The 17,967-nt window shown below is 45.8% G+C and carries 12 protein-coding genes and 1 pseudogene; 11 read left to right on the top strand and 2 right to left on the bottom strand.

The window, feature by feature from the left end; all coding sequences use genetic code 11:
- Nucleotides 1-2,445, top strand: coding sequence for an alpha/beta hydrolase family protein (locus PRU_RS00380; RefSeq protein WP_041385473.1), 2,445 nt, complete (start codon nt 1-3; stop codon nt 2,443-2,445).
- A 39-nt stretch (nt 2,446-2,484) separates the two neighbouring features.
- Here PRU_RS00380 and mnmA read toward each other — a convergent pair whose 3' ends face one another.
- Nucleotides 2,485-3,564, bottom strand: a complete 1,080-nt coding sequence (gene mnmA / locus PRU_RS00385) for a tRNA 2-thiouridine(34) synthase MnmA (protein WP_013065715.1) — start codon at nt 3,562-3,564, stop codon at nt 2,485-2,487.
- A gap of 167 nt (nt 3,565-3,731) precedes the next feature.
- Between mnmA and PRU_RS00390 the strand changes: the two genes are divergently transcribed.
- The 3 genes from PRU_RS00390 to PRU_RS00400 are packed head-to-tail and all read left to right on the top strand — an operon-like array spanning nt 3,732 to nt 6,128.
- Nucleotides 3,732-4,697 carry an SPFH domain-containing protein gene (locus tag PRU_RS00390; protein ID WP_041385474.1) on the top strand — a complete coding sequence of 322 codons (966 nt, stop codon included), beginning with the start codon at nt 3,732-3,734 and terminating at the stop codon, nt 4,695-4,697.
- Nucleotides 4,698-4,724: 27 nt separating this feature from the next.
- Nucleotides 4,725-4,916: a type II toxin-antitoxin system antitoxin gene (locus tag PRU_RS00395; protein WP_013064487.1), complete on the top strand. Its 192-nt coding sequence runs from the start codon at nt 4,725-4,727 to the stop codon at nt 4,914-4,916.
- Nucleotides 4,917-4,928: 12 nt separating this feature from the next.
- Complete coding sequence (locus PRU_RS00400; RefSeq protein ID WP_013065737.1) at nt 4,929-6,128, top strand: alpha/beta hydrolase; 1,200 nt, start codon at nt 4,929-4,931, stop codon at nt 6,126-6,128.
- Nucleotides 6,129-6,170: 42 nt separating this feature from the next.
- Here PRU_RS00400 and PRU_RS00405 read toward each other — a convergent pair whose 3' ends face one another.
- Entirely contained in the window at nt 6,171-8,090 is a 1,920-nt protein-coding gene (locus PRU_RS00405) for an alpha-glucuronidase (protein ID WP_013064909.1), read from the bottom strand.
- Between the two features lie 107 nt (nt 8,091-8,197).
- Between PRU_RS00405 and PRU_RS00410 the strand changes: the two genes are divergently transcribed.
- From PRU_RS00410 to PRU_RS00435, 7 genes and pseudogenes are all read left to right on the top strand, one after another.
- On the top strand, nt 8,198-10,561 hold the full coding sequence (locus PRU_RS00410) for a beta-galactosidase (protein WP_013065075.1): 2,364 nt from the start codon (nt 8,198-8,200) through the stop codon (nt 10,559-10,561).
- A gap of 85 nt (nt 10,562-10,646) precedes the next feature.
- Nucleotides 10,647-13,115, top strand: coding sequence for an SLBB domain-containing protein (locus tag PRU_RS00415; protein WP_041385475.1), 2,469 nt, complete (start codon nt 10,647-10,649; stop codon nt 13,113-13,115).
- A 6-nt stretch (nt 13,116-13,121) separates the two neighbouring features.
- Nucleotides 13,122-14,198, top strand: a complete 1,077-nt coding sequence (locus tag PRU_RS00420; RefSeq protein WP_013063358.1) for a GumC domain-containing protein — start codon at nt 13,122-13,124, stop codon at nt 14,196-14,198.
- Nucleotides 14,199-14,543: 345 nt separating this feature from the next.
- The gene (gene rfbC, locus PRU_RS00425) at nt 14,544-15,098 is read left to right on the top strand and encodes a dTDP-4-dehydrorhamnose 3,5-epimerase (protein ID WP_013064752.1); all 555 of its coding nucleotides are present in this window, start codon (nt 14,544-14,546) and stop codon (nt 15,096-15,098) included.
- Nucleotides 15,099-15,103: 5 nt separating this feature from the next.
- A pseudogene (locus PRU_RS15525) lies at nt 15,104-15,789 on the top strand (AAA family ATPase); the annotation flags it as partial.
- Between the two features lie 56 nt (nt 15,790-15,845).
- Nucleotides 15,846-15,932, top strand: a complete 87-nt coding sequence (locus tag PRU_RS16470) for a hypothetical protein (protein ID WP_373314247.1) — start codon at nt 15,846-15,848, stop codon at nt 15,930-15,932.
- Between the two features lie 214 nt (nt 15,933-16,146).
- Nucleotides 16,147-17,964, top strand: coding sequence for an aminotransferase class I/II-fold pyridoxal phosphate-dependent enzyme (locus PRU_RS00435; RefSeq protein WP_013063046.1), 1,818 nt, complete (start codon nt 16,147-16,149; stop codon nt 17,962-17,964).
- Nucleotides 17,965-17,967 lie beyond the last annotated feature (3 nt).

Below are 17,967 nucleotides of genomic sequence, written 5' to 3' on the forward strand. Positions count from 1 at the left end.
ATGAAAAGACTTATTACAACACAAATGCTGTTAGCCATTGGCATGATGGCTACAGCCCAAGTAAAGACGCCTGTAACCGAGTTTAATCTTGCAGGTCCTTATGCAGTTTCAGCCCCTTTTGCTATCGATACAGTTGATGTGCAGGGCAAGAAGTTCGATCCCGTTTCGCAGTTGGGTTCCATTGCTTTAACCTCTCACTTTACAGGAAAGTTCTCTGGTCAGGTCCTTCCATCGTTGCCTGATAGTAAGAGCGTAGGTTTGCTGAGTTTCTATGTTAATAACTCCGATTTTATCAAGGGTAAGATCGAGGTGAAAGGTCCCAAGCACTCCAAGCTTTTTATCGATGGTGTTGAGGCTGGCGGTGAGTTAAAGCTTGCACCCGAACATCACACCTTTACCATCCAGTATCTGGCCGAGCCTAAGGATACCGATTCTGTCCAGGTGGTTTTCGATACACCAACATCCATCACCTATCAGCTAACACCTAATCATCCTTATATGGTACACGATCTGACAGATGGTAAGCGCGTTCGTGGTATCAATCTTTCGGCCGATGGTCAGTTTGTTTGTGTGTCTTATCAGACAACCGACCGTGGTGGTAATACTCGTTGGAATTATGAGTTGCGCGATGTGAAGTCTGGTCGACTGATTTCGCAGCCTTCACGCAATCCACGCTGGATGCCAAAGAGCATCGCTTGGTTGGAAGAGGAGAAAGAGGGTAGTCATCGCGTATTATATAAGGTTGACCCCAAGACAGGTGTTCGTACGCGTTTTGCCTATGATATCCCAGAGGGTAGCTACACGGTTTCTCCTACCGAGGATTATCTCATTTTTACACTTGAAGAAGAAGGTCCACAGGAGGATAAGGAAGTATTCGAGATTCTCGAGATGGACGATCGCCAGCCTGGTTGGCGCAAACGTAACTATCTGGCCAAATACGATATCAAAACGGGTATTACCCAGCGTATTACCTTTGGTAATAAGGGCGAGTATCTGTATGATATCTCACAGGATGGTAGTAAGCTGTTGGTTATCAGCAATCGCTCTCGTCTTACTAAGCGTCCCACCACTGTTTCTGATGTGTTTGTGATGGATGCTCATACGTTGAAGGTTGATACGCTGCTTTCAGGTGCTGAATTCCTGGGTGGTGGTTCTTTCTCGCCAGATGGATCGCAGATATTGTTTGTGGGTAATCCCGAGGCCTTTAATCGTATCGGTTGCCAGTTGCCTGCCGAGGTTACACCTAGTATGACAGAGAATGAACTTTTCCTGTTTGATATCGCTTCAAAACAGGTTAAGCCCTTAACTAAGGATTTCGATCCTTCAATTGATGATGTCGATTGGTCGTGGGCTGATGGACAGATTTACTTCTCAGCCGAAGATCGCGATTATGTCAATATGTTTGTACTGAATCCAAAGACGGGGATCATAACAAAACTGCCTGTGAAGGGCGATTATACTTATCGTTTTAATATGGCTGCTCATGCTCCTGTACTGGCATATCTGTCGTATAAAACGATGGAGCCTGCATCGGCTTATATAGCTACTATTAAGAACGCAAAGTTCAATGCTCATAGTTCAATGTTCAATGGCAAAGAGGCACTTGGCGACGCTGAGATTGGTACCTGTCAGGATTGCAACTTCACCAACAGTAAGGGCGATACTGTTTATGGTCGTCTTTATCTGCCTAAGGATTTCGATGCCACCAAGAAGTATCCTATGATTGTTTACTATTATGGTGGTTGCTCGCCTGTGTCGCGTTATTTCGAATCTCCATATGCGCCTCAGTATTGGAACTCTCTGGGGTATGTAGCTTATATCCTTGAGCCCAGTGGTGCTACAGGTTTTGGTCAGGAGTGGGCATCGCGCCATGTTAATACCGCTGGTCGTGGTCCTGCCGAGGATATCATCGAGGGAACTAAGAAAATCTGCGAGGCTCATCCATTTATTAATAAGGATAAGATTGGTTGTATGGGTGCTTCGTATGGTGGCTTTATGACCCAGTACCTGCAAACACAGACCGATATCTTTGCTGCCGCTGTTTCGCATGCCGGTATTGCCAACCACACCAGTTATTGGGGCGAGGGCTATTGGGGCTATAACTACAGCGAGGTGTCGATGGCCAATAGCTATCCTTGGAGTCATCGCCAGTTGTATGTCGATCAGAGTCCGCTGTTCAATGCCGATAAGATCCACACACCACTGTTGCTGCTCCATGGAAATGCTGATACCAACGTGCCGCTCATCGAGAGTCTGCAGATGTTTACTGCTCTGAAGCTCTTAGGACGCGAAGTATCGCTGGTTGAAGTTGAGGGTGAGAATCATCACATTCTCGACTATTCTAAGAAAGAAAAGTGGTTGGCTACCCAGATGGCGTGGTTCCAGAAGTGGCTGAAGGACGATCCCACTTGGTGGGACGCTCTCTATCCCAAGAAACATCTTTAATAAACAAAAATCCCTCGCTTACTGGCGAGGGATTTATTGTTAAATGGTGATTTCGCCTGAGCCTAAGCAGCGGTGATGATCCTTGTCGTAAACTACACAGAACTGACCAGGTGCCACACCGTGGATTTTATCTTTTGAGTGAACCATGCAAGTACTTGGACTTGTCCACTCTAATGTGGCCGGATGGTATTCTGGTGTGTGGCGAATCTTAAAGGTAATCTTCGTTGGCTGTAATTCCTTAGTGAGGAAATGGAAATCGTGCACTGGGAAATCGGCCTTATAAGCTGTTTCGGGATCGTAGCCGTGCGATACATATAATATATTATTAGCCACATCTTTCTTAACTACAAACCAAGGACCGCCACCAAAGCCCATGCCCTTACGCTGACCAATGGTGTGGAACCACAAGCCCTTGTGTTCGCCAATGCGCTTGCCTGTTTCCAGTTCAATCACATCACCTGGTTGTTCGCCAAGATACCTGCGAATATAGTCGTTATAATTAATCTTTCCTAAGAAACAGATACCTTGCGAATCCTTACGTTTTGCATTAACCAAATGCTCGCGTTCAGCTATCACACGCACCTCATCCTTTACATAATGACCTATTGGGAACAGGGCCTTCTTCAGCTGCCAGTCAGCTATCTGTGCCAGGAAATCAGTCTGGTCCTTCACTGGGTCAGGACTGGTGCAGAGCCACTTGTCACCATTCTCGTCTGTTTCGGTCATAGCATAGTGACCTGTTGCAATCAGGTCGTAGTCGTGACCACGCTTCTCGTCAAAGGCACCAAACTTAATCAGTCGGTTGCACATGACATCGGGATTAGGTGTTAATCCTGCACGCACTTTGTCCATGGTGTACTTAGTCACCTGGTCCCAATACTCATTATGACAATCGATAACCTCCAACTTGCATCCAAACTTATGCGATACAGCAGTAGCCATCTCCAAGTCCTCCTCGCTCGAGCAATCCCATTCTTCTTCCTCTTCCGGACCAATCTTAATATAGAAACAATCAGGATGCAGTCCCATACGAGCGAACTCGTATACGACTACACTGCTATCTACACCGCCCGAAAGCAACACTGCAATGCGCTTATTCTCAATGTCTTTTATGTTCATGGGTGCAAAGGTACTAAATAATTGATAATTGACAATTGATAATTGATAGTTGATAGTTAAATATGGTTAATGTTTCCTCGAAATCCATTGTTGATTCGAAAATAGTTCATATCTTTGCGATATCAAAATGATATCAGATCGAATTATAAATATTAAACATTAAGATTATGGAAAATAAAGAGTGTACATTTAATGGAATGGTCCTAAACGGATTCCTCATGTTGTTTGTAACAATAGCATTGGCATTAGCAAATATCTATGCTGGTATAAAGTGGATTATCCTTTTGACAGACACAGATGGAGCCAATGGTGGCTGGCAGCTACTCTGCTGTGCAGTCCTCTTAATTGTAAGCATTGTGCTGATGTGTGGATTCCTGATGTTGGAGCCCAACGAGGCACGTGTACTTACATTCTTTGGAAAGTATAGAGGTACGTTCACAAGGACTGGATACTTTTGGGTTAACCCATTATTATCTTCTAAGAAGGTTAGTCTGCGTGCGCGAAATCTGGATGCAGAGCCTATTAAGGTAAACGACAAGACTGGTAACCCTGTAATGATTGGCCTGGTACTGGTTTGGAAACTGAAGGACACCTACAAGGCTCTGTTCGAGGTTGATACACAAACCATGGCCGCTAATCCTGCTGCTATAGGTAGCGACACCAAGGGACTGATGAACGCGCTCGAGAATTTTGTACGTGTGCAGAGCGATGCTGCCCTGCGCCAGGTGGCTGGTCAGTATGCCTACGATGATGAGGACACCAAGACAGGCGAACCTACCCTGCGCTCGAGTGCCGATGAAATCAACGAGCAGTTGGAGCAGAAACTGGATGAGCGCTTGGCACTGGCAGGTATCGAGGTGGTAGAGGCCCGCATCAACTATCTGGCCTACGCTCCTGAGATTGCAGCCGTAATGCTGCGTCGCCAGCAGGCAAGTGCTATCATCACTGCACGCGAAAAGATTGTAGAGGGCGCTGTATCGATGGTAAAGATGGCACTCGATAAGCTCTCGAACGAGGAGATAGTAGAACTCGACGATGACAAGAAGGCTGCCATGGTTAGTAATCTGCTGGTAGTGCTCTGCGGCGATGACAACGCTCAGCCCGTAGTCAATACAGGAACGCTAAATCATTAAACATTAAAGATTAAACATTAAAGATTAATGGCAGAGAAGAAATCCACTAAGAGTTTTATCCTGCGTGTAGATAGTGACACGATGGACGCAATAGAGGCCTGGGCTGCGGACGAGTTCCGCAGCACCAATGGCCAGCTGCAGTGGATCATCACCGAGGCCCTGCGCAAAGCCAAGCGTCTACCAAAAAAGAAGAAGAACAATGAAACCAGAGAAGATTAAAGTTAAAGCGAAATGAAAAAACTATTCTTCACCCTTGTCTTAGTCTGCATAGGCCTGACCGCCACTGCGCAGGAGGTGCGCAGAAGTTGGAGTGGTAATCTGGAAGCGATGGGACAGAAACTGCCCATCGTACTGAACCTGGTTGACGGCAAGTGTACGCTCGATAGTCCTGCCCAAGGTGCAACAGGCATCCCTGCCACTGTAGACCTGCTCACAAAAGACTCGATAAAGATCAGCGTCAAGTCGCTTGGTGCCACATATGTTGCATGCTTTGTAGATGGTCAACTGCAGGGAACTTTCGCCCAAGCAGGTATGAAGTTGCCACTCAACATGAAAGAGATCTCGCCCGATGGTCCCAATCGTCCACAAACACCAAAGGGGCCATTCCCCTACACCACAGAGGAGGTGACATTTACCAACACCAAGGCTGGCGCAACTTTGGCAGGCACACTGACTGTCCCCCAAGGCGGAGCTAAATGCGTAATGATTATGGTGACAGGCAGTGGACCAGAGAATCGCGATGAAGAGATATACGCCCACAAGCCATTTGCAGTGATTGCTGACCGCCTGGCGCGCGCTGGCATAGCCACACTGCGATATGACGATCGTGCCACAGGTCAGTCGGTGGGTGGAGATATGAAAAACGCCACATCGATCGACTTAGCCGAAGATGCCGCTGCAGGCATCGAGTGGCTGCGTGCGCAGAAGCGATTCAAGAAGGTGGGACTGCTGGGTCACAGCGAGGGCGGACTGATAGCCTTTATGCTGGGTGCACAAAAGAAGGTAGACTTCATTGTATCACTGGCTGGTCCAGCAGTTAAGGGCGATAGTATCCTGCTATATCAGAGCAGAAACAGCGGCAGTCCACTTGCTAAGGGTATCACCATGGAGTATCTGCGCAATATGATGAAGGGCAATAAGTGGGTGGAGTGGTTTATGGACTATGATCCAACTGAAAATATCGCCAAGACCAAGTGCCCAGTGCTGGCACTTAATGGCACCAAGGATTGTCAGGTGCCCGCTGCACAGAATATCCCAGTACTACGCCGCCTGCTGGCCAAGAACAAAAAGACGATCATCAAGGAGTGTGAAGGATTGAACCATCTGTTCCAACACTGCGATACAGGTCGCCCTGATGAATACTACAATATTGAAGAAACCATCGCTGAAGAGGTACTTGCAGATATTGTTGGTTGGGTCAATAAGCTATAACAAATAAAAATCCCTCGCTTATTGGCGAGGGATTTGTTGTTTTTATTTCTTTGTAAAACTACTGAAGTAATCCATACATACTTTCTGCCATTCCTTGGCATTTTCGAGTTGATGCTGTAAGCGGGCATCTACTTCTTGCCAGCGCTGCTCGTCGATGTTTGGTTTGGTCTCGTTCCAGATGCGGATAAAGTCCTCAACCTCTTTCACGCCACGTGCGTAGCGATAGTCCATCTCCTCAAGTACGGTGCGACCGCTTTTCAGTCGGTAGCTCCATGGCACTCGGTGGAACCACAGCAGGTAGCGCTCTGGACAGGTGTTGATGTTGTCGTACAGTGTGCAGTATGGCTCTCGATACTGTGCTGTGGCATTCGAACCGGTATGAGTACGGTTGAAACCAATGCTGTCGTTGTTGGCCTTATGGTAGTAAACAGGGCACCACTCCAGGGGAACGTGTGCATTGTAACCGTCAGGCTCGGGTCCGTAGTGCTCATCAAATGCAAAGATATGGTGCAATCCTATTGGCATCATATAATCTACACAAGCCTCGCGACTGCGCAGCATCATCGACTTTAATGCTTCGTTATTCGAAGCATTAAATGTCAGACCCAGCCATTCTTCTGCAATCTGCTCGCTGGTCAGGTTCGGATTCCATGCCAGACGACCAAAGGCATACCAGTTGGCCTGTGAGAAGTGGTGACCGCACCAGTTCTTATCCAATCCGATGTTGGCAACACCTGCAATGCCAACTAATTTCTCGGGTGCAACAAATCCAAAGAACTCGCGCCACATGGGGGCTAAGTAGGTAAGGTGGCGCGACTGGCCTAAGTATTCCTGAGTAATCTGCAACTCGGCCATTTGTTTTGTGTTTTTAATATTGTCGAAGATAGGAGCGTACGGTTCGCGTGGTTGGAAGTCCAGAGGACCATTCTTTGACTGCAGAATCACATTGTCGCGGAACTTGCCATCCAGGTCCTTAAATTCGCTTACAGCCTGCTTGACGCGGTCCTCGCCACTATGGGCAGCACCATATACAAAACTGCGCCACATGATGATGCCGCCGAATGGTTTCACTGCATCGGCCAGCATGTTTGCACCATCAGCATGCGTGCGCTTATAGTCGAATGGTCCAGGCTGTCCTTCCGAGTTGGCCTTTACCAGGAATCCGCCAAAGTCGGGAATCTGTGCATATATCTCCTTAGCCTTTGCTTTCCACCAGGCTTTTACTTTGGGGTTCAGCGGGTCGGCCGTCTTGATGGGCTTGCCGCCATTAAAGCCTTTGGCAGGAATGCTCATGGGCGAAGCAAAGTTAACCGAGAGATACACCTTGATGCCATAGGGGCGCAGGATGTCGGCATACTGCTTTACCTTATTAATATATATAGCCGACAGCATCTTGGGCGAGGCATTTACATTATTCAGTACCGTACCGTTGATACCGATCGAGGCATTGGCACGTGCATATTCTTTTATCAGTTCAGCGTCGATGGGCTGATCGGGATCCTCTACAAAGATGGTGCGACCGTGGAATTTTCTTTCGCCGGCTTTACCTTTCCAGAAAATGCTCAATCCAGCGTAACCGCGCTCGATAGTGCCATTCATGTTGTCCCAGTGGTTCAATATGCGCAGTTTGTAGAATGGCTCACTGCCGGTAGTCTCGCCACGCAACAATGCATAGGCGCCATACAATAATCCGATCTCGTTTTTGGCAGAGATTACACTGTTCACTTTTCCCTGTTCACTATTCACTTTGATGCAGTACGCATCCTGTTCCATTGTTGCATCAATCTTCAGGGTTACATTTTGGGTACTGTAGGTTCTCAGTTCCTGGGCAGCGATGCACTCAGGTCCGGTAACCTTTGCTTTGTTGATAGGTTGTTGTCTTAGCCACAGTTGGTGACCATCCTCAGCCTTTGCCATCCCAGCAAAGACCAATGCCATTAAGAGTAATGTTAGTATCTTCATATTTATTGATAATTTTGTTGCAAAAATATAAAAAATCTGTGTAATCCGCGTAATCCGTGCCTAAAAATTTGTACCTTTGCACCAAATAAAGAAATAAAAGATACAAAATGAAAAAAGTTAAACTACTGATTACTGCTTTATTGCTCACTTTTGCTCAGTTTGCTAGTGCTGGCGATTTTACTGTTGGAAACAAAACTTTCCTGCTTAATGGCGAGCCTTTTGTGGTTAAGGCGGCCGAGGTTCACTATCCGCGTATCCCCCGTCCATATTGGGAACATCGCATAAAAATGTGTAAGGCTTTAGGTATGAACACCCTCTGTATCTATGTGTTCTGGAATATCCATGAACAGCGCGAGGGACAGTTCGATTTCACTGATAATAATGATGTGGCTGAGTTCTGCCGACTGGCCCAGAAAAATGGCATGTACGTGATTGTCCGTCCTGGTCCATACGTATGTGCCGAGTGGGAGATGGGCGGTCTGCCTTGGTGGCTGCTCAAGAAGAAAGATATCCGTCTGCGCGAGCGCGATCCTTATTTCTTGGAGCGTGTAAAAATCTTCGAGCAGAAAGTGGGCGAGCAGTTAGCTCCCCTCACCATTCAGAATGGTGGTCCTATCATCATGGTGCAGGTAGAGAATGAGTATGGCTCGTATGGCGAGGATAAACCCTATGTCTCTGAGATTCGCGATTGCCTGCGTGGCATCTACGGCGAAAAACTCACACTGTTCCAGTGCGACTGGAGTTCAAACTTCGAAAGAAACGGTCTCGACGATTTGGTTTGGACCATGAACTTCGGTACTGGTGCTAATATCGATCACGAGTTTGCACGTCTCAAGCAGTTGCGCCCCAATGCCCCTCTGATGTGCTCTGAGTTCTGGAGCGGTTGGTTCGATAAGTGGGGGGCTAATCACGAAACACGCCCTGCCAAGGATATGGTGGATGGTATGGACGAGATGCTGTCAAAGAATATCTCGTTCTCGCTCTATATGACACATGGCGGTACCTCGTTTGGTCATTGGGCAGGTGCTAACTCGCCAGGTTTCGCACCTGATGTAACCAGTTACGATTACGATGCTCCTATCAACGAGTATGGTGGCACCACCGAGAAGTTTTTCCAGTTGCGTAAGATGATGCAGAAGTACAGCAAAACACCGCTGCCTGCTATCCCCGCGCGCCCTGCTAACATGATTAATATCCCTGCCTTCGAGATGCGCGAGCATGCCGATATTCTGCTGGGTGCCGACAGTCTGGTGATGAACAGTCCGCTGCGCACCATGGAGGAACTTAATCAGGGCTGGGGCTCGATGGTATATATCACCTCGCTGCCCGATATCGATACCCCTAGTGTGCTTACCCTCAACGATGGACACGACTTTGCACAGGTGTTCATCGATAGTACCTATATCGGTAAGATTGATCGTGTACGCAACGAAAAGAGCCTTCTGTTGCCAGCCGTAAAGAAAGGTCAGGAACTTAAGATTCTTATCGAGGCTATGGGTCGTATCAACTTTGGTCGTGCCATCAAGGATTACAAGGGCATCACCGAGAGTGTCACCCTGTCAACCGATAAGGATGGTCACGAGCTTATCTGGAACCTGAAGCGCTGGGATATCTTTACTATTCCCGATAGCTATGCAGCTGCCAAGAAGGCACTCGATACAGCCAAGCGCGATTCGCTTACTAAAATGGTGTTCAAGGGTTCAGGCTATTATCGTGGCTATTTCAACCTCAAGAGGGTAGGCGATACCTTCCTGAATATGGAGAACTGGGGCAAGGGTCAGGTATATGTCAATGGTCATGCTATTGGTCGTTTCTGGTCTATTGGTCCTCAGCAAACCCTCTATGTGCCAGGTTGCTGGCTTAAGAAGGGTAAGAACGAGGTCGTTGTGCTCGATGTGGTAGGTCCTTCTGCTAAGGCATTCTACTTCACTAAGGACAAGAAGCGCCTTTCACCTTGGCTCTTTGCGCAGAATAAGCCTGAACTCGATAAACTAAATGTTGAAAAATCTCGTACACATAACGATCCTGCTAATCAGCCCGATCTCAACTCTGCAACTCCAGCCCATGTAGGTCAGTTGGCAGCCGATAATGGTTGGCAGATGGTACGTTTTGCTGCACCACAGACAGGTCGCTATCTCGCTATCCAGGCCTTATCTACCCACGAAGGTAAGGATGTGGTATCTGTAGCCGAACTCTATGCCGTTAATGCTGTTGGCGCACGCCTCAGTCGTGAACCTTGGACAGTAAAATATGCTGATAGCGAGGAGACGAAGCGTGGTAATAATACTGCTGAAAAATCTTTCGATTTGCAGGAGTCAACTTACTGGCGTACTGAGCGTGGCGCGGCACTGCCACATCTGATGGTCATCGACCTTGGTAGCGAGCAGACGATTACTGGTTTCGATTACTTGCCACGTGCCGAGGAAGGTGCCCCAGGTAGCATCAAGGATTACAAAATCTTTGTGTATTAAAAAATAAAATAGGTAAAAAAGTTGTGCGTTTTAAATAAAAACACTATCTTTGCACCCGTTTTAAAACTGAAAGTATTTTTTTGAAATGAAGAGATCTCTATTGGTATTATCATTGTTGCTCACCACCCTGTTGGTGCAGGCTCAGATGAGCGACATTCAGGTGATGCAGTATGTCCAGCGCGAGATGAAGAACGGTTCGTCTCAGTCGCAGATTGCTACTAAACTCATGCAGAAAGGCGTTACCATGCAGCAGTTGCAGCGTGTGCGCAGTCAGTACGAAAAGTTGAATGGCACCTCAGCCGTGCGTTCTTCTGGATCAACCACCGACCAGCTCACGGCCGATAGTCGTATGCGTGAGAGTAATGGTGCTGTGCGTGTTGATGCTGAGGGTAACGAGTTGTATGTACAGAAGATTGGTAGCAGCAATACCGACGAAGATATGCTCGAGAATTCTAACTTGAGCAATCGTCAGCAAGTCTATATCCCTGATTCTGTGAATACCATCAACGGCAAACGTGTGTTCGGCCGTGATATCTTCAATAACAAAGCCCTTTCGTTCGAACCCAACATGAATATTGCCACTCCTACCTCGTATATCGTAGGTCCTGGCGATAAGGTGTTCGTCGATGTCTATGGCGGTTCTCAAAAGTCAGAGCAGATGGAGGTAGGCCCCGATGGTTCTATCGTGGTTACTGGTTACGGTCCTATCCACATTGCAGGTCTGTCGGTTGCAGCTGCCAATGCTAAGATCAAGCAGACCCTTGGTAAGCGCTATAGCAGTTCAAAGATTCGCATGACGTTGGGTCAGACCCGTACCATCATGGTCAATGTGATGGGTGAGGTGATGGCACCTGGTACTTATACCCTTTCTGCTTTTGCCAGCGTGTTCCACGCCCTGTATATGGCAGGTGGTGTTAATAGTCTGGGTACCCTGCGTGATATCAAGGTGTTCCGTGGTGGTCGTCAGATTGCTTCGGTCGATATCTACGATTACATCCTCAATGGCAAGCTCTCTGGCAATATCCGTTTGGCCGAGAACGATGTTATTATGGTCGGTCCTTATCAGAACATCGTCGATGTGGCTGGTAATGTAAAGCGCCCCATGGCCTACGAGATGAAGAAGAACGAGAGTATTGCTACCCTGCTCAAGTATGCTGGTGGTTTTACTGGCGATGCTTATAAAAAGGCTGTTCGTGTAAATCGTACTGCTGGCGAACAATATTCGGTATATAATGTCAACGAGTTCGATATGAGTAGCTTCCGTTTGCAGGATGGCGACTCTGTAACCGTTAGTGGTAACCTCCGCCGTTACGAGAATATGGTCGAGATTGCAGGTGCAGTATTCCGTCCCGGCCAGTATAGCCTTGGTGGCAATGTTACCACTGTTAAGAGCTTGATTGAGCAGGCCGATGGCCTTACCGAGGATGCTTTTGCTGGTCGCGGTGTATTGCATCGCATGAAAGAGGATCGCACCCGTCGTGTCATCTCACTCGATATCCAGGGCATTCTCAATGGTACTGTAGCTGATGTGCCTCTGGAGAACGAAGATGTGCTCACCATTGCCTCTAAGCAGGAAAAGACCAACGAGCGTACCGTTACCATCTTTGGCGAGGTAATGTTCCCTGCTACCTACGAGTATGCCGATGATGAGTCAATTGAAGACCTCATTATCCAGGCAGGCGGTCTCACCGATGCCGCTTCTACTGTGAAAGTCGATGTATCACGTCGTATGATTGATCCTAAGGCTACCGAGGATTCTCGTGAGGTAGCTCAGACATTCTCTTTCACCTTGAAAGATGGTTTGGTAGTAGATGGCTCTAAGGATTTTGTGCTGCAGCCTTACGACGAGGTGTATGTACGTAAGAGCCCTGGCTATATGCCTCAGCGCAATGTAACTGTCGAAGGCGAGGTGCTCTTTGCAGGTACCTATCCTCTGGCTCATAAAAACCAGCGTCTCAGCGAGGTGGTTAAGGCTGCCGGTGGTGTTACTAAGGAAGCTTATATCCGTGGTGCCCGTATAGAGCGCCCCATGAATGCCGACGAGAAGTTCCGCCTCAATCGTATCCTCCAGTTGGCTAAGGTACAATCTGGCGCCGGTTTCGATGCCAATAAGGTCGATCAGGATAGTGTTTACTATGTAGCTATCGAGCTCGATAAGGCTTTGGCTAATCCTGGCTCTGATGATGATGTGGTACTCCGCGAGGGTGACCGTATCATTGTACCCGAGTTCAGCGGTACCGTTAAGATTGATGGTAATGTGATGTATCCCAATACAGCCAGCTATAGCAGCGGTAAGAGCTATAAGTGGTACGTTCGCAACCAGGCTGGTGGCTTTGGTATGGGCGCCAAAAAGTCGCGTGCATTCATTCTCTATCAGAATGGTGCTGTTAAGAAAGCCAGCGGCGCTAAGATTGAGCCAGGCTGCGAAATTTTCGTGCCTAGCAAAACCCGCTCTGCCAACGATAAGATTAGCATGATTGCTAACCTTGGCACATCTCTCGCCACCATGGTTACCATGCTGGCCACAGTTACAAACCTGATAAAGACATTCTAACGTAATATGGAGCAGAATCAACAAAATCAGATAAATCCACAGGTTCGTAAACCTCAGCCCATCGATTTTGGTGCCATCTGGCAGGCCATCAAGAGCAATCGTAAACTCTATTATATCGTATTGCCTATCGCCTTTGTGGTGGCTGTCGTTATCGCCAAGTCGATACCTCCTTATTATAAGTGCGAGGTGATGTTGGCGCCCGAGGCTGGCGGTGGCGGTAGTAGTATGGGCCAGTTAGCCTCTCTAGCCAGTTCCTTTGGTGTGAGTCTTGGTGGTGGTGGTAATGCATCTGGTGATGCTATTACGCCTTCATTATATCCTGATTTAATGAAGAGTACCGACTTTAAAACCTCACTTTTCCCCATTAAGGTGCATGGCAAGAATGACAAAACGTCCATGACTTATTACGATTACCTCAAGAACGAATGGAAGGAACCCTGGTGGAAAGATTTCTTTGGTCTGATGGCCCCCGAGAAGAAGCAGGATACTCTGGTTAATAACTTTGAATTGACAGGAGAACAGGCACGTATTGCTGGTATGATTATGAAAAATGTGGTTTGTAAGATTGATAAGAAAACAGATCTGATTTCTATCAGTGTTACCACCCAGGAACCGTATATCGCAGCTTTGTTAGCAGATTCTGTTCAAACTCGTTTGCAGGATTTCCTCACCGACTATCGTACCAAAAAGTCGCGTCACGATTTGGAATATGCCGAGATGTTGCAGCAACAGGCTAAGAAGGATTACGAGCATGCCCGTCAGAAGTATGTGGAATTTGTAGATGCTAACCAGGATGTTGTTCTGGAAAGTATCCGTCAGATGCAAACCGATTTGGAAAACGACTTGCAGTTGCAGTATAACAACTACAATACATTGAGTGCTCAGGTATTGGCCTATAAAGCCAAAGTTCAAGAGGCTACACCCGCTTTTACAACCCTTCAGCGTGCCACAGTACCTTTGGGCCCTGCAGGTCCCAAGCGTCCTCAGATACTGTTCGTCTGTCTGTTCCTGGCAGCCTTATTCACAACAGTTTGGATATTGTATAAAGAGCATCAACTCAAGCCATTGTTAGGCTTGTCATAATGGACTAATGAATTATAAAAGACGGAAGTGACGAATAATTAAGGAATAAAACGTCATTTTCCGTCTTTTTTATTTGGTTATATCAAGGAATTCCCTTATCTTTGCATGCGGAAAAGGGAAATCGATTTCTTAAAACTCCCAAGTACCACATGGTTAATAAAAGCTAATTTTTTTGTAACGTACTGACCTATAGCACTTTGCATTCGTCAGTTCGGAATGTTTTCTTTGCGCTTGTGTAAAAAAATACACGCTCGTCGGGGCTGTCTGCCCCTTGCCGCGTGGCGCTCCCCGAGTGTTTTAGCATGGTATTAAATATGGCGCTTTTAGCGCATAAGCAGTATATTAATGGAAGTTAGAAAAACATCAATTGATGGTGTGTTCATTATCGAACCCCGAATTTTCGAGGATAGCCGTGGCTATTTCTTTGAATCTTTCTCTCAACGAGAGTTCGAAGAAAAAATCGGCCCAATCAATTTCGTTCAGGACAACGAGTCCAAATCAAGCTATGGCGTAATGCGTGGCTTGCATTTTCAGCGCCCTCCCTTCACTCAGAGCAAGCTGGTTCGCTGTGTCAAAGGTGCAGTACTTGATGTGGCTGTCGATATCCGCAAAGGCAGCCCCACCTATGGCCAGCATGTGGCTGTAGAACTTACCGAGGATAATCATCGTCAGTTCTTTATCCCCAAGGGATTCGCTCATGGCTTTGCAGTGTTGAGTGAAACAGCAGTATTCCAATACAAGTGCGATGAGTTCTATCACCCTGAGGCTGATGGCGGCATCAGTATCTTAGATGAAAGTCTGAATATCGATTGGCATATCCCAACGGATAAAGCCATCCTCTCCGACAAGGATACCAAACATCCCCTCCTCAAAGATTTTGAGACTCCTTTCAATTACTAATCGGCATGAAATACCCCATAGGAATTCAGAATTTCGGTGAAGTTAGGCGTAATGGTTATGCCTATGTGGATAAGACTGCACTGCTGTATAAGTTGGTGTCGGAGGGAAAGTATTATTTCCTTTCTCGTCCCCGTCGCTTTGGTAAGTCATTGTTCCTTTCTACACTGGAGAGTTATTTCTGTGGCGAAAAAGAGCTGTTCGATGGACTGGCAGTGAGCGAGTTGGAGCACGATTGGAAATCGTATCCTATTCTGCATCTTGATTTGAACACAGAAAAGAAAGTGTACGTCAGTTGGCTGAGACCAATGGTCTTACACAGGATGAATGTTATAAAAAGTTAGCTAAGGACTATGATGGCTATCACTTCGATTATGATACCCCTGGAATCTACAATCCCTTCAGCTTACTTAATACGCTAGATAATAAAGTGTTCCGTGACTACTGGTTCGAGACGGGCACACCATCGTTCTTGGTTTATCAACTTAAGAAAACCGAATATCCGTTGGAAAGCATGACAGAGGAGGAACTCACCACCGATACGCTTAATAGTATCCATATTATGGATGAGAATCCACTGCCATTACTCTATCAGAGCGGTTATTTGACAATTAAGAGTTATGACAAGGAGTTTGATTGTTATCAGTTATGTTTCCCAAATCGTGAAGTAGAGCAGGGATTTTCTCAGTTACTCCGTAGGTTAAAGAAAAACGGCAACAAATAGAAGAAAAAGGTTACGCCAAGGCTTTTATGAATGATAGCCGTAAGTTGTTCAAAATTGGCATCAATTTTTCTACAGAAAAGAAGTTGATAGATGATTGGACAGTTGTTGAATAGGAACTTGATACTTCAGGAGGCATACTCAGCTTGCTGCTATGCTTGCAAAGAACATATTACTGATGACCATCGGTATTAAATAATAATAAAGTTTAATTTAATCTAAACGCTTCAGGTGACCAAAGCCGCCCTAAAAGGCTGTTTTTAAGTCTGGACGTCAAAATTGACAGTTTACTGGAGTAAGAATAGCATATTAATACAAAATACAAATATAATGCAAGCAATTATTTTAGCTGCGGGTATGGGAAAGCGTCTTGGTGAATATACCAAGAATAATACCAAGTGTATGGTGCCTGTAAATGGTGTGCCATTAATAGATCGTGTTCTACTTCAGCTTTCAATTCTTTCTTTGAATCGTGTGGTGATTGTTGTTGGCTATGAAGGTCAAAAACTGATGAATTATCTTGGTAGCGAACAGCATGGTTTGAAGATTGAGTATATTGATAATCCTATTTATGACAAAACAAATAATATATATTCTTTGGCATTAGCAAAGGAAAAATTGCTGGATGATGATACATTGTTGATTGAAAGCGACCTCATTTTTGATGATGGTATGTTTAAATTGCTGCTTGATAATCCTTATCCTAATCTTGCGCTTGTCGCAAAATATGAAAGTTGGATGGATGGTACGATGGTCCGAATTGATCAAGATAACAATATTGTAAATTTTGTACCGAAGGCGGCTTTTGATTTTAGGGAAACAAACTCATATTATAAGACCGTAAATATCTACAAATTCTCTAAGACTTTTTCCAGAACAAAATATGTTCCCTTTTTGGAGGCATATACCAAGGCTGTTGGTAATAATGAGTACTATGAGAATGTGCTGCGTATTATATCCTTCTTGAATAGCCATGACCTGAAGGCTTTACCTATTACTGATGAGAAGTGGTATGAGATCGATGACAAGCAGGACTTGGATATTGCAGAGGCTTTGTTTGCTGATGAGAAAGATGTGCTTCGTAAGTATTATGGTCGCTATGGCGGTTTCTGGCGGTTTCCAAAAATGCTTGACTATTGCTATCTTGTGAATCCCTATTTCAATGAGAGTCGTATCATTGACGAAATGGAGGCTTTCTTTAGAACGCTTATTTCAGAATACCCCTCAGGTATGAAGGTGAACTCCCTCATTGCCAGTAAGTGCTGGGGCGTTAAAGAAGATTATATCATTCCAGGTAACGGAGCGGCAGAGTTGATAAAGGTCCTAATGGAAACTTTGCCTGGTACTTTAGGAGTGACTCGACCTACATTTGAGGAATATCCTAACAGACGCGATAAGGAAAAACTAGTGACTTATATTCCTCAGAATAGTGACTACCGCTATACAGCTAAAGACCTGATGGATTTCTTTGAGAAGAACCATGCTGACAATATTCTGCTGATTAACCCTGACAATCCTTCAGGAAACTTTATTCCTATCTGTGACGTATTAGTTTTGGCTGCTTGGTGCCAAAAACAGGATATCCGCTTGATAGTAGACGAAAGTTTTGTTGATTTTAGCGTTGGGTTTGAGAATAATTCTTTATTGAGTAATACACTCCTTGAAGCCTATCCCACAATGGTTGTAATGAAAAGCATCAGTAAGAGCTATGGTGTTCCAGGCATTCGTTTGGGCATTCTATGTTCAGCAGATGTAACACTAATTGCCAAGATGAAGAAGATGGTGAGCATCTGGAACATCAATTCCTTTGCTGAGTATTTCATGCAGATTTTCACCAAGTACGAAAAGGACTACAAACGTGCTTGCGAGAAATTCATTGCAGAACGTGAGGACTTCGAGAAAAAACTGAAGGAAATCAGTTTCTTGCGGGTAATGCCATCGCAAGCCAACTATTTCCTTTGTGAGATTCTTCCACCTAAGAATGCTAACCAGTTAGTGCTCACAATGCTTAAGAAATATAATATTTTGGTTCGTGATTGTTCTGACAAGCAAGGATTTGATGGAAAACAGTATATGCGAATTGCTGTTCGTAGTCATGAGGATAATGAACGATTTATTCACGCATTTCGGGACTTAGATAAAAATTAAAAT

The organism is Xylanibacter ruminicola 23 (genome assembly GCF_000025925.1).
Lineage (GTDB): Bacteria > Bacteroidota > Bacteroidia > Bacteroidales > Bacteroidaceae > Prevotella > Prevotella ruminicola.